Source organism: Paraburkholderia atlantica, assembly GCF_009362785.1.
GTDB classification, from domain to species: domain Bacteria; phylum Pseudomonadota; class Gammaproteobacteria; order Burkholderiales; family Burkholderiaceae; genus Paraburkholderia; species Paraburkholderia atlantica.
On the sequence record NZ_WHNQ01000004.1, the window covers coordinates 143,309 to 159,373 of the forward strand.

General features: G+C 62.3%; 10 protein-coding genes and 1 pseudogene. 6 read left to right on the top strand and 5 right to left on the bottom strand.

Annotation, left to right across the window (positions count from 1 at the left end; genetic code table 11):
- Window positions 1-10: 10 nt before the first annotated feature.
- A complete protein-coding gene (gene mdlC, locus GCT19_RS07315) occupies window positions 11-1,654 on the bottom strand; it encodes a benzoylformate decarboxylase (protein ID WP_152851500.1) in 1,644 nt (547 codons plus the stop codon).
- A 104-nt stretch (window positions 1,655-1,758) separates the two neighbouring features.
- On the opposite strand from mdlC, the gene GCT19_RS07320 reads away from it, so the two are divergent.
- The 5 genes and pseudogenes from GCT19_RS07320 to GCT19_RS07340 all read left to right on the top strand — a co-directional run bounded on the left by GCT19_RS07320 (window position 1,759) and on the right by GCT19_RS07340 (window position 7,167).
- Window positions 1,759-2,676 carry a LysR family transcriptional regulator gene (locus tag GCT19_RS07320; protein ID WP_018434291.1) on the top strand — a complete coding sequence of 306 codons (918 nt, stop codon included), beginning with the start codon at window positions 1,759-1,761 and terminating at the stop codon, window positions 2,674-2,676.
- Window positions 2,677-2,684: 8 nt separating this feature from the next.
- Window positions 2,685-2,846: pseudogene (locus GCT19_RS07325) on the top strand (5-oxoproline transporter, DUF979 family subunit); the annotation flags it as partial.
- A gap of 10 nt (window positions 2,847-2,856) precedes the next feature.
- A complete protein-coding gene (locus GCT19_RS07330) occupies window positions 2,857-3,867 on the top strand; it encodes a DUF2891 domain-containing protein (protein ID WP_152851501.1) in 1,011 nt (336 codons plus the stop codon).
- Between the two features lie 134 nt (window positions 3,868-4,001).
- Entirely contained in the window at window positions 4,002-6,386 is a 2,385-nt protein-coding gene (locus tag GCT19_RS07335) for a DNA polymerase II (RefSeq protein ID WP_152851502.1), read from the top strand.
- A 409-nt stretch (window positions 6,387-6,795) separates the two neighbouring features.
- Window positions 6,796-7,167, top strand: a complete 372-nt coding sequence (locus tag GCT19_RS07340; RefSeq protein ID WP_018434287.1) for a BON domain-containing protein — start codon at window positions 6,796-6,798, stop codon at window positions 7,165-7,167.
- Between the two features lie 207 nt (window positions 7,168-7,374).
- Here the strand turns inward: GCT19_RS07340 and GCT19_RS07345 are convergent, their stop codons facing one another.
- Window positions 7,375-9,783: a heavy metal translocating P-type ATPase gene (locus tag GCT19_RS07345; RefSeq protein ID WP_152851503.1), complete on the bottom strand. Its 2,409-nt coding sequence runs from the start codon at window positions 9,781-9,783 to the stop codon at window positions 7,375-7,377.
- A gap of 620 nt (window positions 9,784-10,403) precedes the next feature.
- The gene (locus GCT19_RS07350; RefSeq protein WP_152851504.1) at window positions 10,404-10,901 is read right to left on the bottom strand and encodes a hypothetical protein; all 498 of its coding nucleotides are present in this window, start codon (window positions 10,899-10,901) and stop codon (window positions 10,404-10,406) included.
- An 842-nt stretch (window positions 10,902-11,743) separates the two neighbouring features.
- Here GCT19_RS07350 and GCT19_RS07355 point away from each other — a divergent pair.
- Window positions 11,744-12,262, top strand: coding sequence for a DNA/RNA non-specific endonuclease (locus GCT19_RS07355; protein ID WP_085951675.1), 519 nt, complete (start codon window positions 11,744-11,746; stop codon window positions 12,260-12,262).
- A gap of 208 nt (window positions 12,263-12,470) precedes the next feature.
- Here the strand turns inward: GCT19_RS07355 and GCT19_RS07360 are convergent, their stop codons facing one another.
- Window positions 12,471-13,961, bottom strand: coding sequence for an MFS transporter (locus tag GCT19_RS07360; protein ID WP_152851505.1), 1,491 nt, complete (start codon window positions 13,959-13,961; stop codon window positions 12,471-12,473).
- Between the two features lie 133 nt (window positions 13,962-14,094).
- Window positions 14,095-16,050, bottom strand: coding sequence for an aconitase family protein (locus tag GCT19_RS07365; protein WP_152851506.1), 1,956 nt, complete (start codon window positions 16,048-16,050; stop codon window positions 14,095-14,097).
- Between the last annotated feature and the right edge of the window lie 15 nt (window positions 16,051-16,065).

A 16,065-nucleotide genomic window follows, 5' to 3' on the forward strand; every position in this document is an offset into this window, starting at 1 on the left:
GGAAGCGCCGTTAAGCGACGATGGCTTCGACGAGCGTGGGACCGCTTTTCACGTCAACTGCGTTCAACGCGCGACGCAACACGCCGGCAAGCTCAGCCGCCTCGCTGACGCGCACGCCGGGGCAACCCATGCCCGCCGCGATCGTCACGAAGTCGAGCCCCGGCAGGTCCGTGCCCTGCACGGTCTCGTTCGGCGCGAAGCCGAACACCGGCGCGAAATCCTGCAACGCCGCGTAGCGCGTGTTGTTCAGAATCACGAAGGTGATCGGCAACCGCATCTGCACCGCGCTCCAGATCGCCTGAATCGAGTACATGCTCGAACCGTCACCGATCAGCGCGATCACGCGCTCTCCCGGCCTCGCCAGCGCGACGCCGACCGCCGCCGGCATGCCGTAGCCGAGGCCGCCGCTGTCCATCGTCAGGAACGTGCCGGCACGCGCGATCGGCAGATAGGTCTGCATGACAGGCCGCGAGCTCGGCGCTTCCTCGACGACGACGCATTCTGGATCGCGCACTTCCGCGAGTGTCTGCAACGCGAATGCGACCGACATCCGCTCGCCTTGCGCGGGCGGCAGCGCACGCGGCGCCACCGCGCGCGGCGGGGGCAACTCGCGCGCTTTGGGCGCGGCGCGCGCGAGCAGGTCCTGCACGCCGAGCCGCATATTGCCGACCGCGGCGATGCCCTGCGGCGTCCATGCCGCGACGCCCGGATCGTCGATCAACTGGCATAGCCGCGCGCCCGGCGGCACATGCGGACCGCTGCCTTCGACGTGATACGTGAACGCGGGCGCGCCGATCACGAAGATCGCGTCATGCGCGCCGAGCATCTCGACGATGCGCTCGCGCATCGCCGGCAAAAAGCCCGCGAACAGCCGATGCGTTTCGGGGAAGCTGCAACGCCCGGTCATCGGCGCGACGTAGACGCGCGCGGCATGCCGCTCCGCGAGCCGGACGACTTCCGCCGCCGCATCCGCGCGATCGACCGCGCCGCCGACCACGAATGCAGGCCGCTCGCACGCATCGAGCACGGCGCCGATGCGCTCCAGCAGCGCCGGATCGGGACGCATGACGTGCGCGACTTCGCGCTCGGCCACCCGTTCGGCCGGCTGATCCCAGTCGTCGGCGGGAATCGACACGAACACCGGGCCGCGCGGCTCCTGCATCGCGATCGCGTACGCACGCGCGATCGCGAGCGGCACGTCCTGCGCGCGGGCCGGCTCGATGCTCCATTTCACGTAGGGCTTCGGCAATTCGGTCGCCTGGGTCGCGGCAAGGAACGGGTCGAACGGCAGGATCGAGCGGGCCTGCTGACCCGCGGTGACGACGAGCGGCGTGCGGTTGCGAAACGCGGTGAAGATATTGCCCATCGCGTTGCCGACGCCCGCCGCCGAATGCAGGTTCACGAGCGCCGCGTTGCCGGTGGCCTGCGCGTAGCCGTCGGCCATGCCGACCACGACCGCTTCCTGAAGACCGAGCACGTAGCGGAAATCCGCGGGGAAATCGCGGAACATCGGCAGTTCGGTCGAGCCTGGGTTCGCGAAGATCGACGTCATGCCGACGCGGCGCGCGAACTCGATGACTGCGTCTCGGACGCTCCATTGGGTGCCCTGCTCTTTTGTGTGTGCCGGCTTGTGCTGCGGCGCGCTGCCTGTCATGCGAGGCCTCCTGTGCGGTGAGGGCGAAAAATCGAAAGGCCATTATCACGGCCGCCGGGGTAACCGAAAATTGCCTAATTCGCTAAAAGGCATTACCTTTTGGCATGACTTACAACCTTCAACAACTGCAGGCATTCGCGGTGATCGTCGAGAGCGGCAGCCTCGGACGCGCCGCCGAAGCGCTGCACATCACACAGCCGGCGCTGAGCCGGACCATCCGTCGTCTCGAGGAACAGGTCGGCGCGCCGCTGTTCGAGCGGCACTCGCGCGGCATGCACCTGACCGCGGTCGGCGAGGCGCTGCTGCCGCACGCAATCCTGCTGCAGCGCGAAGCCGAACAGGCACGCGAGGAGATCGACGCGATGCGCGGCCTCGCGCGCGGCACGATCCGCGTCGGCGCGGTGGGCAGCATCGCGAGTCTGTTGTTGCCACTCGCGGTCAGCGGCGTGTTGACGAAGTGGCCGAACCTGCGCGTGGAGATCATCGAGGGCGTGTGGGACCGGCTCGCCGATGCGCTCGTCAAACGTCAGATCGATCTCGCGCTCAGCATGGCCGTACCCGATACCGACGAAATCACCGCGATCGCCGATTGCCGCTGGGAAGACGAGAGCTACGTGGTCGCCGCGCTCGATCATCCGCTGCGCGGTAAGCCCGACCTCACGCTGGCCGACACGCTGGGCGAGCGCTGGGCGATTCCGCCGCGCGGCACCGGGCCGTTCGAGCACATGCAGAGCGTGTTCGCCGAGCGCGGGCTGGGACTGCCGAATGTCGTCGTCGAAACGCGCTCGGTTACGGCGCTGAAGAGTCTGGTCGCGCGTTCGGGCTTTCTGAGCTGGATGGCGTCGACGATGTACGTGACCGAAAGCAAGGCCGGCGTGTTCGATACGCTCGGCGTGCCGGGCGTGGTCGGGCGGCGCACGTTGACCGCGTTCCGGCGGCGCCAAGGCATCCTGCCGAGTCCGGCGGTCAAGCTGCTGGAGCAGTTGCGGCAGTTGACGTCGGAGGGAATCACCACGGGTTGAGCGCTTCCGGCACGCTGATCACGCCGATGGCGGCGAACTTCAACATCATCCCCGCCGCGCTGCTCGAACTGAAGGAGCAGAACGGCGTGATCAACGCGCAATGGCCGACAGCTTTACTATTGCCGATCGTCAACACCATACTGTTGTACTTGTTCGTATTCCGCTTCTGAGGAGCCGTCGATGACCACCCAGCTCACCCGCGAATTCGCATCCAGATTCGCCAATGTCGCGCTCGCCCACCTCACGCGCGAATACCCGAACAAGCTCACGCACTCGCTCGCAGGGCCGCAGGACGTACAGGGTCCGCGCGCCCTGCATCCGATCTTCTACGGCAGCTACGACTGGCATTCGTGCGTGCACGGGTACTGGTTGATTCTGCATCTGCTCGAACGCTTCCCCGATCTGCCCGAGGCCGCGCGCATCGTCGCGGTGGTCGACGAGCATTTCAACGAGGCGAACGTCGCCGGCGAACTCGCGTATCTGGACCTGCCGCACAACCGCGGTTTCGAGCGGCCGTATGGCTGGGCGTGGCTGCTCGCGCTCAGCGCGCAGCTGCAGTCGATGAAGATCTCCGAAGCCGCGCGCTGGTCCAAGACGTTCGCGCCGCTCACCGAGACGTTCGTCGAACGCTTCGAGGAGTTCCTGCCGAAAGCGACCTATCCGCTGCGCGTCGGCACGCACTTCAACATGGCGTTCGCACTCGCGTTGACACTCGATTTCGCGCGGCATACCTCGCGCGAATCGCTCGAGGCGCTGATCGTCAGCACCGCGGAGCGCTGGTATCTGGACGACGTCGCGTGTCAGGCGTGGGAGCCGGCCGGCGACGAGTTCCTGTCGCCGTCGCTGATGGAAGCGGAGTTGATGCGGCGCGTGTTGCCGTCCGCGCAGTTCGCCGACTGGTTCGGACGCTTCCTGCCGCACCTCGGCGCGAAAAAGCCGGCAACGCTGTTCGAGCCCGTCACCGTTACCGATCGCAGCGACGGCAAGATTGCGCATCTGGACGGCCTCAATCTGAGCCGCGCGTGGTGCCAGCGTGCGCTCGCGCGTGCGCTGCCCGCCGGCGACGTGCGTCGCACCGTGCTGTTCGAAGCGGCCGAGCGTCATCTGCACTGTGCGCTGCCGCATGTGGCCGGCGACTACATGGGCGAGCACTGGCTCGCCACGTTCGCGACGCTGGCACTCGAAGCCTGAGCGAACCGGCAGCGGGCTGAGCAGTGCCGTTTGGGCGCTTCAATTTGAAGCGCCCTTTTCTTTGCCCGCTCAACAGCCGCTGCCCGCGGCGGTAAAATCGCGCAAGGCGATTGCGCCGCATCAAAGGTGGAAGTTTGACTGAGTTCGAGCAGGGTTTCATTTTGACCCGACATTGGCGGGACACACCCGCCGGCACGGAAATCGAGTTCTGGCTGGCGACGGACAGCGGGCCGCGCCACATCCGTCTGCGCCCTCAGCCGTCCACCGCCTTCATTCCAGCCGAACATCGCGAACGGGCCGAAACGATTCTTCGCCGCGACGCGCCGCTCGATTTGCGGCCGCTCGAATTGCGCGACTTCCAGCATCGGCCGGTCAACGGGCTTTACTGTGCGCAATACCGGCAATTGAAGGGCTTCGAGAAACGCCTCAGAGAAGGCGGTGTCGATGTCTACGAAGCTGATATCCAGCCGCCCGAGCGCTACATGATGGAGCGCTTCATCACCGCACCGGTGTGGTTCAGCGGCGTGCCGCAAAACGATGGTCCGGGGCGCGCCAGCCCGTGGCTCGATGGCGAGCTCAAACCGGCCAACGGCTATCGTCCGCCGTTGAAGCTCGTATCGCTCGACATCGAAACGAGCGCGCATGCCGAGCTTTATTCGATCGCGCTCGAAGGCTGCGGCGAGCGGCAGGTGTATATGCTCGGACCGTCGAATGGCAACGCTGCCGACGCCCTCGACTTCAAGCTCGAATACTGCGAAACCCGCGCACAATTGCTCGAAAAACTGATCGAGTGGATGGAGCGGCATGATCCCGATGCGATCATCGGCTGGAACCTGGTGCAGTTCGATCTGAAGGTACTGCAACAACATGCCGAGCAGTATCGCGTGCCACTGCGTATCGGCCGTGGCGGCGCGGTGATGGAGTGGCGCGAACATGGCGTTACGCGCAATCACTTTTTCGCCAGTGTGGCGGGTCGTTGGGTCATCGACGGTATCGAGGCATTGCGGTCGGCGACGTGGAGCTTTCCGTCGTTCAGCCTCGAATACGTGTCGCGCTCGGTGCTGGGCGAAGGCAAGGCGATCGACAACCCGTATCAGCGCATGGACGAAATCCAGCGCCGCTTCGACGAAGACAAGCCCGCCCTCGCGCGCTACAACCTGAAGGACTGCGAGCTCGTCACGCGCATCTTCGCGAAGACCGAGCTGCTGCCGTTCCTGCTCGAACGCGCGACCGTGACCGGCCTGCCCGCCGATCGCAGTGGCGGCTCGGTCGCGGCATTCACGCATCTGTACATGCCACGCATGCATCGGCAGGGTTATGTCGCGCCCAATCTCGGCGACGTGGCCGGCGCCGCGAGCCCCGGCGGCTTCGTGATGGATTCGCGGCCCGGCCTCTACGACTCGGTGCTCGTGCTCGACTACAAGAGCCTGTACCCGTCGATCATTCGCACGTTTCTGATCGACCCGCTCGGTCTCGTCGAAGGCATGCTGCATCCCGACGACGCGGACTCGGTGCCGGGCTTTCTCGGCGCGCGCTTCTCACGCACGCGTCACTGCTTGCCGTCGATCGTCGCGCAGGTGTGGCAGGCACGCGAAGCGGCCAAGCGCGAGCACAACAAGCCGCTGTCGCAGGCGCTGAAGATCATCATGAACGCGTTCTATGGCGTGCTCGGCTCGACCGGCTGCCGCTTCTTCGATCCGCGGCTGGCGTCGTCGATCACGATGCGCGGCCACGAGATCATGCACACGACGCGCGAGTTGATCGAGGCGCAAGGCTACGAAGTGATCTACGGCGACACCGACTCGACCTTCGTCTGGCTCAGGCACGCGCACGACGAGGAAGACGCCGCGCGCATCGGCCGCGCGCTCGTCGAACATATCAACGCGGCGTGGCGCCAGAAGCTGGAGGCGCGCTTCGGTATCGACAGTGCGTTGGAACTGCAATTCGAGCGGCACTACCGGCGCTTTTTCATGCCAACGGTACGCGGTGCAGAGGAAGGCAGCAAGAAACGCTATGCAGGCCTCACGGTACTGCCTGACGGGCGCGAGGACGTGGTCTACAAAGGGCTGGAAACCGTGCGCACCGATTGGACGCCGCTTGCGCAGCAGTTTCAGCAGGAACTGTATCGGCGCATCTTCAAGCAGCAACCGTATCAGGATTACGTGCGCGACTATGTGCGCGACACCCTCGCGGGCCGGCTCGACGATCAGCTCGTCTATCGCAAGCAGCTGCGCAGACCGATCGACGCCTACGAGCGCAACGTGCCGCCGCATGTGCGCGCGGCACGCGTCGCCGATGAGTTCAATCGCCAGCAGGGACGTCCGCTGCAATATCAGAACGGCGGCTGGATCAGCTACGTGATCACGGTGGCCGGCCCCGAGCCGCTCGAAACGCTGCGCTCGGCGATCGACTACGAGCACTATCTGACGCGGCAATTGCAGCCGGTGGCCGACGCGATTCTGCCGTTGCTGCGCGACGATTTCACGACGCTGATGTCTGGGCAGAAACAGTTGTTCTGATCGTGGCGGCGAGCGCGCGGCTGCGACCATGGACGAATTGCCTACTTCATCACGGACGGCGGCTGAGCCTCTTCATCGGCGGGCGCTCTATGCCCAAATGTAACTTTGCCGCCACATCCCGGATGGCTAAATATGTCAATCAGGCATAAGTAATCCATGATTAAAGGCGGAAAAAAACTAATCCTTAGTTTTTGATTTGTAACGCTATCAACGGAATTAGAGCGCCATCATAATTTGAAGTATTCTAATATCGTTGCTTGTCCGCGCAATTGGCCTGATTTCCATTGTTTCTTGACCAAACCCTTTATTGTCCTATAGTGCCATTTGATCCGCCCCGGAAAAATTGCGGGGGCCTGTGCGATATCCCCGAGTCTGTAGCCCAACGATCTGCAACGACAGGAGAAGATGCATGAAAGCAATCCACGCCGTCAGACTGGTCAGTGCCGCCCTTCTGATTTCGGGTTCGATTCACGCCTTTGCGCAGGCGAGCAACGCTAATGCGCCTGAGTCTGCCCCGACCACGACGCCCGAAGCCCGCTCGCATTACAAGTCGATGAAAGCAGCGAACCGGGCGCTACAACGCCAGGTTCGAAATGCGCTGGTGAGAGATAGGAGCATCTCGACGTCCAATATTACGGTTCGCGCCCGCGACGGTGCTGTGACGCTTCAGGGCAGCGTACCGCTTCAGGCACAGAGCGACCGGGCAACCGAGGTGGCAAAAGGTGTACCCGGTGTAACTTCGGTCAAGAACGCGCTGTCTATCCGGCCCGTCGGGACCTGACGTGCCAACGCGGCACACATGGCGGAGGGCCGGCTCGAAGCCGGCCTTCGCTATGTAGAAATCGTCTCCCGTCGGAGCGCTTGATCAGCATCGCGTGCGGATTTTGCGATATTGCGACGCAACAAGCTTTGCCTGGCTGCATCACTTCACTGCCTAACGGGAGCGCTGTGCACACATTTCGTGCCTAAGCTCCGCCCGGACGAAGCGTCAAATCCGGACTTTCCGGAGGCGCAATGCGTTCGCCACCACCGATGCGGAACTCAGGCTCATCGCTAGCGCGGCAACCATGGGCGAAAGCAACATACCCGTGGGTGCGTACAGTACCCCCGCGGCAAGGGGAACGCCCAACGCGTTGTAGACGAAGGCAAAGCCAAGGTTTTGCTTCATGTTCCGGATGGTCGCCTCCGACAAGTTCCGGGCACGGGCGATCCCGCGCAGGTCGCCCTTCACCAAGGTCACCTGAGCACTGCTCATGGCGACATCCGTACCTGTTCCCATGGCAATGCCCACATCGGCCTTGGCGAGCGCCGGCGCATCATTGATTCCGTCGCCGGCCATCGCGACGACCTTGCCGTCCTGTTGGAGCTTCGACACGAGAGCCAGCTTATCGGCCGGCTTTACCTCGCCGTGGAATTCCTCGATGCCCAGTTTGGCGGCCACAGCCTTCGCCGTCGCGACGCCGTCACCTGTGGCCATCACGACATGGATGCCTTCTTCCTTGAGCTTGGCAACCGCTTCCGGCGTAGTCGCCTTCACCGGATCTGATAAAGCAAGAAGCCCTGCGAGCTCTCCGTCAACAGCCAGATACATTACGCTGGCGCCCTCGGCGCGTAACGCGTCACCGTCGTTGGCCAGAGAGGCCGTCGCAATCCCCTCCGCTTGCATCAATGCCGTGTTGCCGAGTGCGAGTTTCCTGCCGCCAACAATGCCTCGCACCCCGATGCCGCTTCCAGACTCGAACTGCTCCGCCTTCTCGAGTGCAAGGCCTCGCTGACGAGCCGCCTCGACGATAGTTGCCGCGAGAGGATGCTCGCTGCCCTGGTCCAGACTTGCCGCCAGCCGTAGTACTTCGTCTTGCGCGAAACCGTTCGTACCGATCCCACGCTCGAACGTCGGCCGCCCCTCGGTGAGGGTGCCAGTCTTGTCGACAATTAGCGTATCGACTTTCCGCAGATGCTCGATGGCCGCAGCATCACGAAACAGCACACCGTTCGATGCCCCTTTGCCACTCGCCACCATGACGGACATTGGGGTTGCAAGTCCAAGAGCACACGGACACGCAATGATGAGGACGGCCACCGCGTTGACGAGACCATACACCCAGCTCGGCTCAGGGCCGAAGAAGCCCCAGACGAACAAGGTGAGTAGTGAAATACCAACCACCGCCAGAACGAATACTCCCGCTACTTTGTCGGCCATCCTCTGCATCGGTGCCTTGGAGCGCTGTGCCTGGGCGACCATCTGAACGATCTGGGACAGGACCGTTTGAGAGCCGACTTTCTCAGATTCGATGACCAGGCTCCCAGAGGTGTTCATCGTGGCGCCGATGACGTGGTCGCCAACACGCTTGGTGACTGGAATCGGCTCGCCGGTAATCATCGACTCATCCAGGGCGCTCGAACCTTCGGTCACAACGCCGTCGACCGGCACCTTTTCGCCCGGCCGGACTCGAAGCATGTCGCCAACGTGTACGTGGGCGAGTGGCACATCTTCCTCGCTGCCGTCCCGGTTGATGCGTCGGGCCGTCTTCGGTGCCAGTCCGAGCAGCGACTTGATAGCAGCCGACGTCTGCGAGCGCGCTTTCAATTCCAGCAACTGTCCGACCAGCGTCAGCGAGATGATGACCGCCGCAGCTTCGAAGTACACCCCGATTCGCCCCTGGGCTGTGAAGGTTGCCGGAAAGACATTGGGCGCAACCGTCGCGGTGACGCTGTACAGATAGGCAGCGCCCGTGCCCAGTCCAATCAACGTCCACATGTTGGGGCTGCGATTGATGAATGACTGCACACAGCGCTGAAAGAACGGCAGGCCAGCCCAAAGGACGATGGGAGTGGAGAGAACCAATTCCACCCAACTCTGGATAGACGCCTCCATCCAGCCAAGGAGATGCCCGAACATGGCCAGGATGAATACCACAGCAGTCAGTGGCAGCGTCCACCAGAAGCGATGGCGGAAGTCAACGAGTTCAGGATTCTCTTCGTCGTCCAACCCTGGAATGAGAGGCTCCAGAGCCATGCCGCACTTTGGGCAATTGCCCGGGCGGTCCTGGCGAATTTCGGGGTGCATCGGGCAGGTGTAAATGGTGCCTTCCGGGGCGGCTGCAACTTCCACGGGTGCGGGCGCGACGTACTTCAGGGGCTCAGCCTGAAACTTCCCCCGGCACGACTCACTGCAAAAGAAGTACTGGACTCCATCGTGTTCGCTATGGAATTGCGATGCTTCTGTAACCGTCATGCCACACACCGGGTCCTTCGATTGCGTCGCGGTGGTGGGAGTCGCATGGCCATGATTGTGCTCGTGCCCGGCATGGCTTTCGGGCGCAGAAGCATTCGGATTCGCGTGGTGATCATGGGAACATTGGTGGGAGTCCGCGTCCTTGCTACCCTGGTCGCTCATTTTCGATCCTCCAATTCTTACGTCGCACCGTGCATCCACCCTTCCACGCATTGCCTTCACAGCATCCAGCTCCGGCGCTGCCACGAAGCTCGCGGATTTGCTTAATAGCGTCGCGGCGCCGCTCATTCCAGCATCGGCAAGGAGGTGAGAAGCAGGGAACGGAATTTATGATAGTCCCCGCATAGCAGTTTGCGCACCCGCCGCACGCGTGGCCGCCTGGTGCCACGCGCGGGCCATAATTCGCGCTCGAACTGTGCAAGGGACGATCACCGTCAAGTGATCCCACTAGCGGAAGAGGCGTCGTCTGAGAAGCGGAAGTATCCGGTGCGCTCGCTCGGCTATGCCGCTGAGCGCCCGCAATCGCCCATCACTCGACAAGGCCGCATGGCAGGCGTGGAAGGGACCGCAGACGCTCGAATGCCAGGGCGAAGGCACCGATCAGTGTCCATCGATGGTCGACTGTACGCGTTCAGCAACCGTCACCTCGAGCAGCGATTCGCGCGTCGGAAAGCTCTGGAAACGGCATTGAAAATCGCGGAGACGGAAGTCGCTTCATGGGCGAAACACAGCCGATACGCATGGCCCCGGCTAATGTGTATGCGGATGACTCCGGCGAAAACTCAACGGATTCGATAGCTACCGGTCTTTTTGCCGATGTAGTTGAAAGTGCCTTTATCCGATGGCAAAGCCCGCACCTGCTCCCAGACCAATTGGCCCTCGATGCCCTTATATTTTCCGGTACCGGACCCGAGCGTGCCCTTTCCCTTGGTCTCGCCTACCTGATATGTGAATGACTCAATGAACTTGTCGCCGTCTTTGTCTGCGTATACGCAGTAACCAGTAGCGGTCGCTCCGCTCAAGCCGACCTCTGCACAGCGCGCGGTTACGTTCTGCATTAAGGGGGAAACAGGATTGTTAGCTAACAATAACGTCGACTCGAACAGGTAGACAGCGTCGTCGCCAGTGACGATTATGTCTTTCACATCTGAACCTGCCGCCGTGTAGGTCGCTTCGATGACGCCGCTCTTTGGAAGCGTCTGGGCCAATGCGGACGATACCCAAACAAGGCTTCCTATCACCATGGCGATCGACTTTCCAGCATTGCTTTTGTTTTTCATGGTCTTCCACCTCCTCACTGTTTTACCTGCGTCGCGGTCTGCTGTAGACAAGCGTGCGACATCGTTCGGGCAGACCGCTACCCGAAGGCAATAGACGTATTGGGATGGGAGATTATCGGAGCGGAAAAGAGCCGGATCTGCTCATGGAAGTCCGATTGATTCTACACATTCTTTTTATAGATCTTTCAAAGTGAAAGGTCTAGTACTTCCGCTTCACGGCATACCATGTCGGCTGATTTTTTCAGAGTGCCGGCCGAATCGTACTAATCAACCGGTTGTAATTTGTTGCTAAAAAAGCGAACCCGGTTGGATGGTTTTGCAAGGAAAAAACCTTCTGTCGGCTAGCCTCCTTTTTTAACCATCATAAGCAGATCGCAACTGCCCCTCGCCCGTTGAAGCTCCTTCCCAGTTTGCATACCGAGCTGTCCAGCACTATGTGCGCCAGGGCACACAAGGGGTTATCCACCTCATTCGCGTCGATTCGGGATCTCCTATTGTTACCTGGAAAATCGAACGGCATGTCGAAAAAGACTCCCGTATTGAAATCAGATTAAAACGGGACAACGAATAAGCGAGTCATCGCTGACAATGCGATATTCGTGAAAAGTGAACTCGCGAGCACACCTGGAAAGGTGCGATCTACTGCATGACCGCGTTGTGACAGCCGTAGTAAAGCGCTTCGAAAAATAGAAATATCAAAGTTAGTTGTCGCCTTTTCAAGCCTACGTTATGAGCAGTAGGCAAAGTCAAAAGCGTGGTTCTTGCGTCGAAAGACGATCAGTGCATCGAGTCAACGTCAATTTCGTATCTAGTGATCGAATAAAGCGAATGGAGAATCTTCGATGGAGAAGAAAACGATAGATGAAATCCGGTCCCGCGTCGCCGAAACGGAACCAGAACGCCGCCAGGTAGCCTTGCGAAGCAGATTGCATCATTGCGCGCAGACGAGCCCACGCGTAAGCAACAGTTTTTTCCTGGATCAGACGTTCTACTCGCAGTGGTCGACCTACTCCGACCGAGGTCATCTGACGCGTAGATCGGACCCAACATGGGGCACACCGGATGAAGCCGAACGTGCCAACGCAGATACATTTCATTTCTCGAACTGCTCACCGCAACACTTCCGTTTCAATGAAAGCGCCGTGTATTGGCAAGGCCTCGAGCGTTACGTGCTAGAAAACGGCGTACTGGACAACGAAACGAAGCGCAGGCTGTGCGTGATTCAGGGCCCCGTCTTCGACGATAAGATCGACCTGTGGGCCGATGATGTACAAATACCATCGTCATTCTTCAAGATCGTCGTCTGGAAATCGGCGGCAGGAACCAAGGCTGGAAAACGGGGCTTGATTTCGGCGCTCTGATTCGAAATGCCGACACCATCGACCAAGCGGACCAACCCGACGTCGGCGAAGCCAAGGTACTGATCAGGGACTTTTCCGCCATCAGGCTTTGAGAGATTTGGCTCGAGTCAGCTGAACCTAAAAATCGAGGCTACGCCGCCCGTCAAGAGATCGGTCAAACGATAAGAATCCCAGACGGGCGCCTTCACGCGCTGCTCCAAATGCCCTTCTATTTGGAGATTGCTTCGAGTTCAAGTCCTTTTGTACGCGGTCCCATCAAACCGATCGCCAGCATCACGATGAACATCGCACCGGCGATGAACACGAACACGCCGGTCGTCCCGAAATAGCGCAACACGGCCGCGATCATAAAAGCCGTAAAAATCGCGGAAAAACGGCTCCACGAGTAGACGAAGCCGACCGCGCGCGCCCGGATGCTGGTCGGAAACAGTTCCGTCTGATACGCGTGATAACTGTACGAGATGATGTTGCCAGCCAGTGTCAGGCACACCCCGAGGCTCACCAGCAGCACCGCGCCCGATGCCTGACTGAACCACAACCCGCACACGATATTGACGCCGGCCATCACGACGATCACCGTCTTGCGCTCGAAGCGGTCGCCGATAAACAGCCCGATGATCGGACCTATCGGCGCGGCCAACGCAATCACGCTCGAATACATCAGGCTCGTGGTAATGGTGATGCCCTGCTTGATCAGCAGCGTCGGCACCCAGTTCGCGAAGCCATAGAAGCCGACCGTCTGGAAGATATTGAAGATCGTCATCATCAGCGTGCGGCTGCGGTACGGCGGCACCCACATGTCGCGGAAACTGCCGCGTGGTGCGACCGCCACCGGCGGCGCCGGCGGCGGCAACTCGCGGCCGTATTCGTGGCGCACCTTCTCCTCGAGCGCACTCATCACACGGTCGGCTTCGGCGAGACGTCCTTGCTGCGCGAGCCAACGCGGGCTCTCCGGCAACGCGCGGCGAATCCACCAGACGAATAGCGCGCCGTGCGCGCCGATCAGCACGACCCAACGCCAGCCGTCCAGACCGAACAGCGTACGCGGCACCAGCAAAAACGACAGAAACGCGACCACTGGCACCGCCGTGAAGCCGACCGCCTGCTCGCACGCGAACGCGCGGCCGCGAATCTGCTTCGGCACCAGCTCGGAGATGTACGTGCCGATCGTCACCAGCTCGACGCCGATGCCGACACCGGCGACGAAGCGCCAGAAATTGAGGCCCGTAGCGGTCTCCTGGAATGCCATCACGACGTTCGCCGCGGTATACCAAAGCAGCGACCACGTGAACACCGCGCGCCGCCCGAAGCGATCCGCGAGGAAACCGCACGCGATCGTGCCGATAAACAGGCCGCTAAACAGCGCGGCGATGAAACTCGCGACGCCGGTCGAGCCGAACAGGCCACGCGTGGTCGCGGTCAGCAGGCCGCTTTTCACGAGGCCCGGCGCGACATAGCCCGAGTACAGCAGATCGTAGAGTTCGAAGAAGAAGCCGAGGCTCAGCAGCACCACGAGCTTCCAGATGGAGCGGGTGGCGGGCAAGCGGTCGAGGCGCGCCGAAATGCTGCCGGCGTCGAGCGATGCGTGGCTCGCCGCCTGAGCGGCGGTGCTGCGGGCGGCACTGCCGGCCGCGTCGGTGGAATGCGCCGCGTTGCCGCCGCTGCGTGCGACGGACCCCGCGTGATCGGGGGATGCCATGTTGTCTGTCTCCTTCTGTTGCGACTGCTTTTGCGGCGCGCTGATCGCTCGCCGCGGCCGGTCCGATGCCGGCCTTGCGTTTAGTCGCGCGTCGCACGCATCACGTTGCCCCGGCCGGAGTTCGGCCAGCATTCTAGCCGTGCGAGCGCTGCAATTGTTCGAACGTGGTGATTTTCCCGGCCAGCGCGCTCGCCGCGACCGTGTACGGGCTCGCGAGCCACACGTTGCCCGGTCCAGAACGGCCCGGGAAATTGCGGTTGATCGCGCTGATCGTCACATCGTGCGGGTTGGCCGATTGTCCCGGTCCGCAATTCGCACACGAGCCGCAGCCAGGCATCACGAGCGTCACGCCCGCGCGCTCGAACACCGGCAGATAGCCCTGCTCCTCGCAATACGCGCGCACCGCCATCGTGCCGAACTGCAGATACAGACGCGTGCGCTCCGGCACGCGCAGGCCGTGCTCGACGCCCCAGCGCAGCACCTCGTGATAGAAATCGAAATCCTCGCGCTTGCCCGCGGTACACGAGCCGCCGTACGCGATATCGATCGCGACGTCCTGTTCGAGCCGCGGCGCCGGCACGCCGTTGCCGGGGTCGCCCGGCCGCGCGAGCATCGGTTCGATCGCGTTCGCATCAATATGGATCGTGTCGCGATAGCTCGCGCCCGCGTCGCTTTTCATCCAGTTTTGCAGCACGAAATCGACGCCGCGCCGCTCCTTCAGGAACGCGACCGTGCGCTCGTCCGGCTCGACGATGCCGGTGAAGCCGCCGAGCTCCGCGACCATGTTGGTCAGCGTCGCGCGTTCATCGATCGACATCGCGCGCACCGCCGCGCCGCCGTATTCGAACACGAGGCCGATCGCGCCGCCCGAGCGGATCGCTTCCATCCGCAGCAAATGCAGCACGACGTCCTTCGCGGTGACGCCTTCGCGCAACTGGCCGTCGATCTCGATGCGCAGCGTCTCCGGCACCTTGCAGCGCACGTAGCCGGTGACCCAGCTATTGGCGATTTCGGTCGCGCCCGCGCCGAACGCGAGGCAGCCGAGCGCACCCGAATGCGGCGTGTGCGAATCGGTGCCGCACGCGACCTGTCCCGGCAGCGCGTATTGCTCGGCCATCAACGCATGACAGATGCCCTCGGAGCCGGGCACGCCGTCGAGCGCGCCGTGCGAGCGCACCGGGTAGTCGCGCGAAAACGACGTGTGGCCTTCCATCAGATTCGCGACGCCGGGCAGCAGACCGTCGCGCACGTGCGGGATGCTCTGCGGCGCGAGCACCAGATGATCCTGGAACGCGATGATGTGATCGGGCGCATGCAGCGGCGCGGGCTTGCCGAACGCGCGATGCATCAGATGCGCGCACATGCCGGTGAAATAGTCGTGGCTGAAGCGCCAGTCGGCGGCGATGAACACGCCGTCGCCGCGTTGCGCGCTCGCGGTGCCGGGATGCAGATGACGGCCGATGATTTTCTCGACCAGCGTTTTCGGCTCGGCGCCCAGCGCGTCGGTCGCGGCATTGTTCGCGCGCTCGGCCGGCGCCGGCCAGTCCGCGAACTTGCTATACGCGAGCAACCCGCCGCTGCGGATGATCTGCTGCGTGAGCGCGTCGCGGCCCTTCAGGAACTCGTCGATCGGAACCGCTTCACCCGCGAGCAGGCGATCGAGGACGGAAAAATCCGTCGTGGTCAGAATGCCGATGTTGTCGCAGTTCTGCTGATAGATACGCTCGAAGCTCTCGGCAACGATCAGCCGAATCCCCGCGGACAACTCCGCGAGCGGGCTCGATTCGCGCGACGAGCCCTTGCCATAGCGCTTGCCCGCCACCGTCACGCGAAAGCCGCCGTCCTTCACCGCGTTGCGGCCGATCGGCAGACATTCCCCCGCCTTGAAGCCAACGTACGGGTACTGGCCAAGGCGCTCGTCGTAGGTGAGCATCACAGTGACGGGCGTGATCTCGTCGGTCGACACGTTGTCGCGCAACGGCCCCGCTGTGTCGCGAGTGAAGTTTTCGCCGGCCAGTTGCGCCTCGATCACGGCCGGGTCTTGCGACAGGTACAGCACGCGGCCATCCAAACGAATCGTATCGCTCATCACTGCATTCTCCTT

Excerpts from the sequence above, each read along its gene's own strand:
- mdlC (WP_152851500.1), bottom strand. The coding sequence starts at position 1,654 with ATGACAGGCAGCGCGCCGCAGCACAAGCCGGCACACACAAAAGAGCAG.
- GCT19_RS07320 (WP_018434291.1), top strand. The coding sequence starts at position 1,759 with ATGACTTACAACCTTCAACAACTGCAGGCATTCGCGGTGATCGTCGAG.
- GCT19_RS07330 (WP_152851501.1), top strand. The coding sequence starts at position 2,857 with ATGACCACCCAGCTCACCCGCGAATTCGCATCCAGATTCGCCAATGTC.
- GCT19_RS07340 (WP_018434287.1), top strand. The coding sequence starts at position 6,796 with ATGAAAGCAATCCACGCCGTCAGACTGGTCAGTGCCGCCCTTCTGATT.
- GCT19_RS07345 (WP_152851503.1), bottom strand. The coding sequence starts at position 9,783 with ATGAGCGACCAGGGTAGCAAGGACGCGGACTCCCACCAATGTTCCCAT.
- GCT19_RS07350 (WP_152851504.1), bottom strand. The coding sequence starts at position 10,901 with ATGAAAAACAAAAGCAATGCTGGAAAGTCGATCGCCATGGTGATAGGA.
- GCT19_RS07355 (WP_085951675.1), top strand. The coding sequence starts at position 11,744 with ATGGAGAAGAAAACGATAGATGAAATCCGGTCCCGCGTCGCCGAAACG.
- GCT19_RS07360 (WP_152851505.1), bottom strand. The coding sequence starts at position 13,961 with ATGGCATCCCCCGATCACGCGGGGTCCGTCGCACGCAGCGGCGGCAAC.
- GCT19_RS07365 (WP_152851506.1), bottom strand. The coding sequence starts at position 16,050 with ATGAGCGATACGATTCGTTTGGATGGCCGCGTGCTGTACCTGTCGCAA.